Genomic DNA, 12,111 nt, shown 5'->3' with positions numbered 1-12,111 from the left:
CTAGTGGGCCGTATTTAGTGTGCTAGTGGGCTAGTGTGCTAGGGTGCTAGATAAGGGGGATTTTTTTAGCGAGCTAAAAAATCTGCTAATTTAGTGGGTTCTGGAAAGAAATCCTATAAATTAAGTATTAATAATAAATAAAAACTAGGTAAATAATAACTAAGTAAATATTATGTAATTTAAAAAATTATATATAATAATAATAATTAATATTGCGGTAATTAATAATGTATTAGTATTTTAACTTTCATTCTAAATTTTAAATTAAAAGCATTTATTTATTCAATTTAGAAATTAAAATTTATATATGAAAGTTGATTTATTCAATATTAATTATTCAGCATTAATTATTAATTAAAAAAATCGGAGGGATAATTAGATGAAAAACTATATTGAAATCATTGATGTTTATGCAAGACAAATATTGGATTCAAGATCAAACCCAACAGTTGAAGTTGAAGTTACATTAGAAGATGGATCAGTAGGAAGAGCAGCAGTTCCATCAGGAGCATCTACTGGTATATTTGAAGCAGTAGAATTAAGAGATGGAGATAAAAATGTTTACCTTGGAAAAGGTGTTTTAAAAGCAGTAGAAAATGTAAATACATTAATTGCTGATGAATTAGTTGGAATGAACGTTTTAGATCAAGTAGCTATAGATAAAGCTATGATAGAGCTTGATGCAACACCTAACAAAGGAAAATTAGGAGCAAATGCTATGCTAGGAGTTTCATTAGCATGTGCTAGAGCAGCAGCTGAATCTTTAGGATTAAGCTTATATCAATATATCGGAGGAGTTAACGGTAAGGTATTACCAGTTCCAATGATGAACATAATCAATGGTGGATCTCACGCTGACAATAACGTGGATTTACAAGAGTTCATGATAATGCCTGTAGGAGCTGAAAGTTTCTCAGAAGCATTAAGAATGTGTTCAGAAACATTCCATGCATTAAAATCAATATTAAACAAAAAAGGATTAGCAACTGGTGTTGGTGATGAAGGTGGATTTGCTCCAAACCTAAACAGCAACGAAGAAGCTATAGAAGTTATAATAGAAGCTATAAAAGCTGCAGGATATGAGCCAGGAAAAGATTTATTCATAGCTCTAGACCCAGCATCATCTGAGTTCTTTAACACAGAATCAAACATGTATGAATTAAAAGGAGAAGGTAAAACATTAACTCCAGCTGAAATGGTTGAATTCTATGCTGACTTAGTGAAAAAATATCCAATAATCTCTATAGAAGACGGTATGGCTGAAGAAGATTGGGAAGGTTGGAAACTTATAACTGAAAAACTTGGTGACAGAGTTCAATTAGTTGGAGACGACCTATTTGTTACAAACACTGAAAGATTAAAAATGGGTATCGAAAGAAAGACAGCTAACTCAATACTTATAAAACTTAACCAAATAGGAACATTAACAGAAACATTAAATGCTATAGAAATGGCTGAAAGAGCTGGATATACTGCAGTTGTATCTCACAGATCTGGAGAAACTGAAGATACTACTATAGCTGACTTAGTTGTAGCTGTTAATGCAGGACAAATAAAAACAGGAGCTCCTTCAAGAAGTGAAAGAGTTGCTAAATACAACCAATTATTAAGAATAGAAGAAGAATTATGTGAAATGGGCGAATACAGAGGAATAAAAGCATTCTATAACATAAATAGATAATAAACATAATATTTTATCCCATGACTACCTGGCGTAACACTCCCACTTCTAACAAAGTGGGAGATAACGGCAGCTACGTCCCTGGATAACGATCTCTTAGCTTCAGTTGGAGTAAAAACTCCATCTGAAGCTAAGAGTTCTGTTTATAAACGTAATAAAACTATAAAAGATCTTGAAATATAATAAAAACTATAAAAGATCTTGAAATATAATAAATATAATAAAATATCTTAATATAGAATGTTTATAATATTGAATAAATATTGTATTTTGTGATATAATTGTAAAATACAGAATAGAATAAAGGGGTCACATGAAGTACCCCTTTATTGTTATTGTAATTTTATGTGGGGTGTGCTAAAATAGTCATGTGTTTTATCACACGGGGAGGTGAAACTATGCAAAAATTACTAGTGGCTATGCAAATAATTTTTTCAATTGCAATCATTGTATCAATACTAATGCAGCCAAGTAAAGCAGATGGTTTTAATAATTTTGCAGCACCAAGTCAGGATACTTTTTACGCAAGACATAATGTGAGAACGTCAGAAAAAGTTTTAGCAAGAATTACTGTAATATCAAGTGTATTATTTGCCGTTGTTACAATGGCAATAAATATAATAAAATAAAAGTTAATATAGGAGGAATAGAAAGTGAATAGTTATATTTATGCAACTATTGCCGGTGTTTTAGCATTAATATTTGCTTTTGTTCTTGGAAGTGCCATATCTAAAGAAGAAGTTGGTACTGACAGAATGAAAGAAATAGCAGGCTACATACATGAGGGTGCTATGGCTTTCTTAGGAAGAGAGTATAAGGCATTATCAATATTTATAGTAATAGTATTTTTACTTATTGGTTTCTTATTAGCATGGGAAACAGCAATATGTTTCGTAGTAGGAGCTATATTCTCAATATTAGCAGGTTACTTCGGAATGGTTGTTGCTACTAAAGCAAACGTAAGAACTGCAAATGCAGCTAGAAATGGACAATCAAAGGCTCTTGAAATTGCATTCTCAGGTGGAGCTGTTATGGGAATGTCAGTTGTTGGTCTTGGAATAGTAGGTTTAAGTGTATTATACCTAGTATTCGGTGGAAACACTAACTTTATAACAGGTTTTGGACTAGGTGCCAGCTCAATAGCTTTATTTGCCCGTGTTGGTGGTGGAATATACACTAAAGCAGCAGACGTTGGAGCAGACCTTGTTGGTAAGGTAGAAGCAGGAATACCAGAAGATGACCCAAGAAACCCAGCAGTTATAGCAGACAACGTTGGAGACAATGTTGGTGACGTTGCTGGTATGGGAGCTGACTTATTTGAATCTTATGTTGGATCTATAATATCAGCTTTAACTCTTGGTGCTTTATTTACAGGAACAGTTAGCATTGAAAAAGGAGCTGTAGTATTCCCAATGTTATTATCAGCAGTAGGAATTGTAGCTTCAATCATTGGTATTTTAATAGCTAGAAAGAGTAAATCTTCAAACCCACAAAAGGCTTTAAATACAGGAACAACTATAAGTGGTGTTTTAGTTATAATAGTGGCTTTTGTATTAAGTAACTATGTATTTGGTAACTTAAAAGCTTTTGCTGCTATAACAGCAGGATTAGTTGTTGGTATGTTAATAGGTAAAATAACAGAAATGTATACTTCTGATGAATATAAATCTGTTAAGAAAATTGGTATGCAATCAGAAACAGGTGCAGCTACAACAATAATATCTGGATTAGCAGTAGGAATGTACTCTACTGTATTACCAATAATACTTATTGGTATAGGAGTTTTAGTTTCATTCTTCGTAATGGGTGGAGCAACTGAAGTACCACATGGATTATATGGTATAGCACTAGCAGCTGTAGGTATGCTTTCAACTACAGGTATAACTGTTGCAGTTGATGCATATGGCCCAATAGCAGATAATGCTGGTGGTATAGCTGAAATGTCAGGACTTCCTCACGAAGTAAGAGAAATAACTGACAAACTAGACTCAGTTGGTAACACAACTGCAGCTATAGGTAAAGGATTTGCAATAGGTTCAGCAGCTCTTACAGCTCTTGGATTATTTGCATCTTATGCTCAAGCAGTTGGATTAAAAGGAATAGACTTATTAAATCCAGTAACACTTACAGGATTATTAGTAGGAGCAATGCTTCCATTCCTATTTGGCGCTTTAACAATGGAATCAGTTGGTAAAGCAGCTAATGAAATGATAGAAGAAGTTAGAAGACAATTTAAAACAATTCCAGGAATCATGGAAGGAAAAGGCAAGCCCGACTATAAGAAATGCGTTGACATTTCAACAGGTGCAGCATTAAAAGAAATGTTATTACCAGGAATACTTGCTATAGTAGTTCCTCTATTAATAGGTTTATTACTAGGAGCAGAAGCTCTAGGTGGACTAATAGGTGGAGCTGTTGCAACAGGAGTTCTTATGGCTATATTCATGGCTAACTCTGGTGGTGCATGGGATAATGCTAAGAAATATATCGAAGGTGGAGCTCACGGTGGAAAAGGCAGCGACGCTCACAAAGCAGCAGTTGTTGGTGACACTGTAGGAGACCCATTCAAAGATACATCAGGCCCAGCTATGAACATATTAATAAAACTTATGACAATAGTTTCACTAGTATTTGCACCAGTAATAGTTAAATTTGGTGGAGTATTATTAAATCTTTTCAAATAAGATATTAAAAGCGCACTTTACAGTGCGCTTTATTTTTTTACCTTAGGGGATAAAATTTTACTTTTATGCACAAAACATAAGGTGGATTATTGACCATGATATGGTATAATCCACTTTTAAATTTTCTTATCTTGACAGCTATGAACCTTGAGGTGTATCCATGTGGGGATCTAGGGCAATTCTAAGGGTTTCTCCTAATAGGTTGAAGCTAAGGACTGTAAGTAAAATAAACATTCCAGGAAATATAGCCATATGCGGCTTGTCTGTTATATAGCCTTGTGCATTTTGAAGCATACTCCCCCAAGAAGCCATAGGCTGCTGAACCCCAAGGCCTAAGAAACTTAAAGAGGACTCAGTAAGTATTGCCCCGGCTATATTTAATGTAGACATAACAATAATAGAAGAAATAACATCTGGTATAATGTGTTTCAAAATTATATGGAAATTACCAGCACCTAGGGATTTAGAACATAAAACATATTCCCTTTGTTTATAAGAAAGAGTTTCAGAACGTACTACTCTAGCAACGCCCATCCAACCAAATAGACCGATTATAATGATTATATTATTTATATTTGGTTCCAAATACGCATTAGCTATTAATATAAGAAAGAAAGTAGGTATGCACATAAGTATATCTATAAGTCTCATAAGCAGGCTATCTACTATACCTCCTAAATAACCACTTACAACGCCTATTATAGTTCCAAGGGAAATTGATACCAACATGGATAGAAAACCTACCTTAAGTGATATTCTTCCACCATAAAGAGCTCTTGTAAAATAATCTCTTCCCAGTTCATCGGTTCCAAATAGGTGTTGCAGACTTGGGCTGGCTAATTTATTTGAAACATTTATTTTGTTTGGATCATAAGGAGATAAAAAAGCCAATAAGGAACATAAAATAATTATTCCTAATATTATTAGTGAAATTAAGGCTAGTTTATTTTTTTTAAAATGTATTTTTAAATTTATAAAAAGTCTGCTACTCATTATTTATCCACCACCCTAATTCTTGGATCTACAATTCCATAAAGAATGTCTGAAATTAAGTTTCCTAAAATAAGCAATGAAGAAGATATCATAGTTATAGCCATAATTACAGGATAATCTCTGTTAAAAATAGCTTCTACACCAAATCTCCCCATACCCGGCCATCCGAATATAGTTTCTGTAATAAAGGCTCCTGAAACAAGCTCTGGAAGACTCATTCCCAATATGGTTATTAAAGGAAGAATTGAATTTTTTAAAACATGCCTATATAAAACTGCTCTAGTGGAAAGCCCTTTACTTAAAGCTGTTATTACATAATCTTCATTTAATTGATCTAAGGCACTAGAACGTATATATCTTGTAAGCACCGCTACATTTGGAAAACACAACACAGTACAAGGCATTATACTATGCTTAATTAAATCCCAAGTAGAATCTACTCCTATACTTCTCATACCTGATGCAGGTAATATTTTTAGTTTGCTAGAGAAAAGTATAACAATTAGCATGGCAAACCAAAAGCTTGGAATAGATATACCCACATAGGATATACCCGTAATAATATTGTCTGTTTTTCTATTTTTCTTTAAAGCAGAAATCATGCCCAAGGGAATAGAGATAATTACAGAAATTAGCATAGTAACTCCCATAAGTCCAAGGGTAGTAGGGAGACGAGCAGCTATTTCTTTAATAACAGGTTCATGAGTAATATAGGAAAACCCTAAATTACCTTGCATAGAATTTTTTAGCCACTTTACATATCTTATAGGTATGGGATCATTTAAACCTAGACTTTCTTTAATCCTAGTAACTTGTGCAGCGCTCATTTTAGGGGTTATAAAAGCATGAGCTGGATTCCCCGGTGCTAAGTTCATAAGTGCAAAAGAAATTATAGATATAACAAACAACATAGGTATAGCTTGCAAAATTCTTTTAAATACGTATTTTTTCATAGTTCACCAACCCTTCATGCACCCCATGGGTGCAAATATTAGCAAATTTGGATTTAATTACATTATTATTTGAATACCATATGGAAATTATAGGGGTGCAAACTAAAGTCTACACCCCATACTCCCATAATTCTATAATTCTAATATGAATTTTTATATTTCAATTGCCCTTATATTACCATTGATGCACCGCTTAAATGCTTTAGATTGTATACACCATATAACAGCATTGGCTGCATATTGGTATTGATATACGATAGCTTTGCACCCTTGGGGTGTTATTTTTCAATAAAGTATAATTTGGATAAATCTTCAAACATGTATATTGGAACTGTTTTAGCCTTCTCTACTCCACCAATATTGCCGCTTACACCTATCATTGAAATAGCGTAATCAATATTGTATTGAGCAGCATCTTCAGCTAATTTCTTTTGAATAGTTTCATACATTTCTTTTCTCTTAGCTTCATTAGTCTCTATGGCAGCTTTTTTCCATAGGTCGTCTAATTCAGCATTAGAGTATCCAGTCCAGTTCATAGCGCCGCCTTTTACAAATAATCCAGAGTAAGAATCAGGGTCTGTGCCACAAACATAAGCATTTAATGTCATATCAAAAGTTTTAGGAGTTTCTCCAAATAATTGAGAGAAGAATGCTTGTTGTTCAAGTGGTACTGGTTTAACATCTATTCCTATAGCTTTTAAGTTTTCTTTAATCACATTAAATTGATTTATATCTCTTTCGCTTCCGGCTATATATCCAAATTTTAAAGTGCCATTTGAAACATTAGCTTTTTTCATTAATTCCTTAGCTTTTTCTACATTATAATCATAATGTTCAACTTTATCTGTATAATATAAAGTGCTTGGTGGGAATACAGAATAAGCTGGTTTAGCATTTTCTACATTTTCAAATACACTTTTTAGTAAATCTTGTTTATTTATAGCATAGCTTATAGCCTGTCTAACCTCTTTTTTAGCTATAAGTTTATTTTCAAAATTAAATGCCATATATTCTGGCATAGACTCATCAAATTTATAAGTTTTGTATTTTGAGTCTTTTGAATAAGTGTTGAATTTCTTTTCGCTTAAGTATGTTGCATTTATTTCTCCATTTTCAAAAGCGATAGAGCTGCTATTTTTATCAGCAGAAACTTTATAAACGATTTGTTCTATATGAGGTTTACCACCAAAATAATCATTAAATCTTTCAAGAGTTAAGTGATCTCCCTTTTTCCATTCTTTAAATTTGTAAGGACCTGATCCAACAGGTGTATTATTTTTTTCTGATTTAGCTAAGTCTTTTTCACTTTCATAAACATGTTTTGGAATTGGACGTAAGCTACCGATAGCTCCTTTAAAAGGCATATATACTTGAGGTAATTTGATTTCTAAATTTAAATCATCTATTTTTTTCATTTCAAATTTCTTGCCGCCTATTAAAAAACCTTCCCTATCACCTATACCTTGCTTTTCATCCCAAATAGTATTTATGGAGAAAATAATGTCATCTACAGTTATTTTCTTTCCATCATGCCATTTAAGATTGTCCTTTAATTTAATTTTATAAGTTAGTTTATCAGCTGATTCCTCTACTTTATCAGCTAAATAATATCTAATTTCGTTACTGTCCATAACAAACAATGGACTAAATAAAGCATTATTAACAGTAAAAGTTACTCTGTTATCTTGATAAAATGGATTTAGTTTTGTAGGGTCTGTGCCAAAAGCAAAAACCATTGTTCCACCATCTTTAATTTTTTCTTCTTTAGCAGCAGTTGCTTTTGTGTCTTTTTTAGCTGTAGAATTTCCACAAGCCACAAGACCTAAGCTACAAGTTACCGCAAGAAGAAGACTTAATATTTTTTTCTTTTTCATCTAGCTTCCCCCTTTATAATAATGTCGGTTTAACCCGAAATTCATTATAGGTTACATGGCAATATTTATCAATACAAAAAACACATTATAGACATTTTGTATGAATATGACGGTATCTATAGGGAAAATGTATAAATTAATCATATTTTGCAAAATAAATAATGGTTATATTGTTATTATTTTACTAACACTTAAAAATATCAATAACTATAATTAAAAAACATAAAATATATATGAAATATAAATGTTATATAATTATATAAATGTATTATAAATTTCAAAAACTCCATATCTTAAGAAATCTATGGTAATGTATGTAGTATAATGGTAATATGAGAATAATAAATATTATTTTAAGGTGTTTCAAGAAAAATACATGATTATAGCAAAATTACATAAAATAATAAAATAAAACATATTGAGAGGAGGGAAAGTTACTAATTTGCTAAAAGCATAGTTGAAGTAATAAGTTAAAGAAATTTTAGCATATATAAAGTAACGATATTATGAATATAAGAGAAGTTATTCTTTCTTTTATGAAGGAAAAGGCATATAAACCGATGGATATAACTGAATTAGCTAAAATATTTGGTATAGGAAAAAAGGAAATGAAGGCCTTTAAAAACACATTAAAGAGTATGGAGAAGGATGGGCAAATAGTAAAAACTAGAACAGAGCACTATGGACTTCCAGATAAAATGGGATTATTGCCTGGGAAACTTCAATGTCATGCTAGAGGATATGGATTTGTCATAACTGATGAAGAGGGGCCAGATATTTTTGTATCTTCATCCAATATGAATGGAGCTATGAATGGCGATAGAGTAATGGTAAAGGTTACAAGAGAGAAAATAGCTAACAAAAAGTGTGAAGGAGAAATAATAAGAATACTAGAAAGGGCTAATGCCAATGTAATAGGTACTTATGAAGACAGTAGAAATTTTGGATTTGTAATTCCCCACGATAAGAGAATAGCACAGGATATATTTATTCCTAAGGGGGAAAAGAATGGTGCCCAAAAGGATGATATAGTAATTGTAGAAATTACTCAATGGCCAGAGCCTAGAAGAAACCCAGAAGGAAGAATATTAGAGATACTAGGTAAAAAAGGTGAAAAAGGCATCGACATATTGTCCATAATAAAGAAATATGGCTTGCCAGAAGAGTTCCCACCAAAAGTTGAAAATTATACAGATGCCATAGAAATGGAAATACCACAGGAAGAATATAAAAGAAGAAAAGATTTAAGAGATGTAAGAATGGTTACTATAGACGGAGAAGATGCTAAAGACCTAGATGATGCAGTTTCTATAAAAAAACTTGAAAATGGAAATTACTATTTAGGCGTACATATAGCAGATGTTTCTCATTATGTAAAGGAAAATTGTCCTTTAGATAAGGAAGCCTTAAAAAGAGCTACATCTGTTTACTTAATAGACAGAGTAATTCCAATGCTTCCTAAAAAGTTATCCAATGGCATATGTAGTTTAAATCCAAAGGAAGATAGATTAACCTTAAGCTGTTTAATGGAGATAAACAAAGAGGGTAAAGTTGTAAAGTACGAAATAGTAGAAAGTATAATCAGAACAGATGAAAGAATGACTTATACTGATGTAACTAAAATATTAAGGGATAATGATCAAGAACTTATACAAAAGTATGATTATTTAATAGAAGACTTTAAGGCAATGGAAGAGCTTTGTAATATACTTTACAATAAGAGATTAAAAAGAGGCGCTATAGATTTTGACTTTGAAGAATGCAAAATAATACTAAATCCACAGGGTAAACCTATAGACATTAAACCATATGAAAGAGCCATAGCTAATAGAATGATAGAAGAGTTTATGCTAGTTTGTAATGAAACAGTAGCTGAGCACATGTTCTGGGCTAACACTCCTTTTGTATATAGAGTTCACGAGGATCCAGATGAAGAAAAATTAGCGCACTTTAGTGAATTTGCTCATAACTTAGGGGTAGCTATAAGATGGGCTAATGAAATACATCCTAAAATACTTCAAGGGGTAATAGAGCAGGTAAAGGGTAAAGATGAAGAAGTTGTCATAAACACACTTTTACTTCGTTCCTTAAAACAAGCTAGGTATTCACCAGAGTGCATAGGTCACTTTGGCTTGGCAGCTAAATACTACTGTCACTTTACATCTCCAATAAGAAGATATCCAGACCTTATAATTCATAGAATTATAAAGGAATTTATAAATGGAAGATTAGATCAAAAGAAATTTGCTAGTTTAGAAAAGGCAGTGGATTATGCATCTATTCAATCTTCAGAAAGAGAAAGAGTTGCAGATGAAGCAGAAAGAGAAGTAGATGACTTAAAGAAAGCTGAATACATGAGCGAAAGAATTGGAGAAGAATATAGCGGAATAATTTCTTCAGTAACAAACTTTGGAATGTTTGTAGAGCTTCCAAATACCGTAGAAGGACTTGTACACATAAGCACCTTAGATGACGATTACTATATTTATGACGAAAAACACCTTTGTTTAATAGGTGAAAAAACTAAAAATACCTATAGATTAGGTAATAAAGTAAAAGTTAAAGTAGAAAGCGTAGATTTAGATGCTTACGAAGTAAACTTTACATTATTAAAGGAAGAAAAACCAGCGGAGGAGCCAATAGAATCTAAAGAAGATGATATACCATCTTATGAATATAAAATAATATCACTAGAGGACTTCGAAAGCGAAGAGTAAGCAGAAATTGCGGCACAAGTGCCGCAATTTCTGGCTTAAGTGTGCTAGTGTGCTAGAGGACTAGAGGGCTAGTGAAGGAGGATTTTCCTCCGCTTTGCTATGGAAAATCTTTGATTTATCCGATGACTACCTGCCGTAACACTCCCACTTCTAACAAAGTGGGAGATAACGGCAGCTACGTCCCTGGATAACGATCTCTAACCTTCAGATGGAGTAAAAACTCCATCTGAAGCTAAGAGCTCTGTTTATAAAAAAGAAAGGCTAATAATATTTTTTAGGCGTAGCCGTTCTTTTAGTCCCTAGTTCCCAATCACTAATCGTCAAATGATTTAAGTTAAGACCAAAAGGATGGATAACATAATTTCACAACGTGAAATTATGTTATCTTTTTTAAATTTTAAAAATTTTTCGTAATGCAATGAAGAAAAATTCACTTTAACTATTAATTCTTAATTCTTTGTGCTTAGAGTATAATTTTAGTAGGCAAAGATAGTAGTAATTACTGCTTAGAAAATTTAAAAGGAGATACAAAAAGTATCTCCCATGTACATAAAAAATCCATTATAATGTAAGTTAAGAAAACTATAAGATAATGGGTGATATTATGTACAATACAAGTTTAAACGATAAAGAGATAACTTTCAATGATTTAGAGAAAAAAATATATAAATATGTATGTGAAGAAGCATGTAGGTTCATGAAAGAGGTGCTAACGCACCTAGACCGAAGGTTGTTGGATGAAAGAGATACTAAAGTTTATAGAAATAAAGGTTTTAAACATACGTGTTTAAAAACTATAATGGGAAATATAGAACTTGATAGACGTATATATGAGTATAAAACTGATGATGGTAAACTGGCTTATAAATTTTTATTAGATGAATATTTGCAAATGGATACAATAGGACATATTTCAACTACGTTAGTAGAAAAAATCGTAGATAATGTGACTAATGTTTCTTATAGGGATACTGCAAAAAACATTAAAGAGTTAACCAACCAAGAAATCAGTCATACAGCAGTATGGAATGTAGTACAAAAATTAGGTTCTAAACTTGAAGAAAAAGAAGAAAGAAAAATACTATTAAATAAAAAAGGTAAATTAAATGGATCGAAAGAAGTTAAAGTTTTATTTCAAGAAATGGATGGAATTTGGTTGAGTATCCAAGGAAAAGATAAACCTAAAGGAAAAAAGTCTAAAAAGAAAGA

General features: G+C 32.1%; 8 protein-coding genes. 5 read left to right on the top strand and 3 right to left on the bottom strand.

Annotation, left to right across the window (positions count from 1 at the left end; all coding sequences use genetic code 11):
* Positions 1-379: 379 nt before the first annotated feature.
* The 3 genes from eno to FGK85_RS03325 all read left to right on the top strand — a co-directional run bounded on the left by eno (position 380) and on the right by FGK85_RS03325 (position 4,365).
* The gene (gene eno, locus FGK85_RS03335) at positions 380-1,681 is read left to right on the top strand and encodes a phosphopyruvate hydratase (RefSeq protein WP_138203734.1); all 1,302 of its coding nucleotides are present in this window, start codon (positions 380-382) and stop codon (positions 1,679-1,681) included.
* Between the two features lie 398 nt (positions 1,682-2,079).
* The gene (gene secG / locus FGK85_RS03330) at positions 2,080-2,310 is read left to right on the top strand and encodes a preprotein translocase subunit SecG (RefSeq protein ID WP_138203732.1); all 231 of its coding nucleotides are present in this window, start codon (positions 2,080-2,082) and stop codon (positions 2,308-2,310) included.
* A 24-nt stretch (positions 2,311-2,334) separates the two neighbouring features.
* Positions 2,335-4,365, top strand: coding sequence for a sodium-translocating pyrophosphatase (locus FGK85_RS03325; RefSeq protein ID WP_138203730.1), 2,031 nt, complete (start codon positions 2,335-2,337; stop codon positions 4,363-4,365).
* Between the two features lie 138 nt (positions 4,366-4,503).
* Here the strand turns inward: FGK85_RS03325 and FGK85_RS03320 are convergent, their stop codons facing one another.
* The 3 genes from FGK85_RS03320 to FGK85_RS03310 all read right to left on the bottom strand — a co-directional run bounded on the left by FGK85_RS03320 (position 4,504) and on the right by FGK85_RS03310 (position 8,185).
* On the bottom strand, positions 4,504-5,358 hold the full coding sequence (locus FGK85_RS03320) for an ABC transporter permease (RefSeq protein WP_138203728.1): 855 nt from the start codon (positions 5,356-5,358) through the stop codon (positions 4,504-4,506).
* The gene (locus tag FGK85_RS03315) at positions 5,358-6,311 is read right to left on the bottom strand and encodes an ABC transporter permease (RefSeq protein ID WP_138203726.1); all 954 of its coding nucleotides are present in this window, start codon (positions 6,309-6,311) and stop codon (positions 5,358-5,360) included. The genes FGK85_RS03320 and FGK85_RS03315 overlap by 1 nt, the downstream gene beginning before the upstream one ends.
* 278 nt (positions 6,312-6,589) lie before the next feature.
* Complete coding sequence (locus FGK85_RS03310) at positions 6,590-8,185, bottom strand: ABC transporter substrate-binding protein (RefSeq protein ID WP_138203723.1); 1,596 nt, start codon at positions 8,183-8,185, stop codon at positions 6,590-6,592.
* Positions 8,186-8,691: 506 nt separating this feature from the next.
* On the opposite strand from FGK85_RS03310, the gene rnr reads away from it, so the two are divergent.
* Together rnr and FGK85_RS03300 are read left to right on the top strand one after the other, a co-directional pair.
* Complete coding sequence (rnr, locus tag FGK85_RS03305; RefSeq protein WP_138203721.1) at positions 8,692-10,902, top strand: ribonuclease R; 2,211 nt, start codon at positions 8,692-8,694, stop codon at positions 10,900-10,902.
* Positions 10,903-11,506: 604 nt separating this feature from the next.
* On the top strand, positions 11,507-12,111 hold a 605-nt coding region (locus FGK85_RS03300; protein ID WP_171011315.1), incomplete at its 3' end, for a UPF0236 family transposase-like protein.

This window comes from Haloimpatiens lingqiaonensis (assembly GCF_901447495.1).
Lineage (GTDB): Bacteria > Bacillota > Clostridia > Clostridiales > Clostridiaceae > Haloimpatiens > Haloimpatiens lingqiaonensis.
This window is presented reverse-complemented; position numbering and strand designations above follow the sequence as displayed.

Excerpts from the sequence above, each read along its gene's own strand:
- FGK85_RS03320 (WP_138203728.1), bottom strand. The coding sequence starts at position 5,358 with ATGAGTAGCAGACTTTTTATAAATTTAAAAATACATTTTAAAAAAAAT.
- rnr (WP_138203721.1), top strand. The coding sequence starts at position 8,692 with ATGAATATAAGAGAAGTTATTCTTTCTTTTATGAAGGAAAAGGCATAT.
- FGK85_RS03315 (WP_138203726.1), bottom strand. The coding sequence starts at position 6,311 with ATGAAAAAATACGTATTTAAAAGAATTTTGCAAGCTATACCTATGTTG.
- secG (WP_138203732.1), top strand. The coding sequence starts at position 2,080 with ATGCAAAAATTACTAGTGGCTATGCAAATAATTTTTTCAATTGCAATC.
- eno (WP_138203734.1), top strand. The coding sequence starts at position 380 with ATGAAAAACTATATTGAAATCATTGATGTTTATGCAAGACAAATATTG.
- FGK85_RS03310 (WP_138203723.1), bottom strand. The coding sequence starts at position 8,185 with ATGAAAAAGAAAAAAATATTAAGTCTTCTTCTTGCGGTAACTTGTAGC.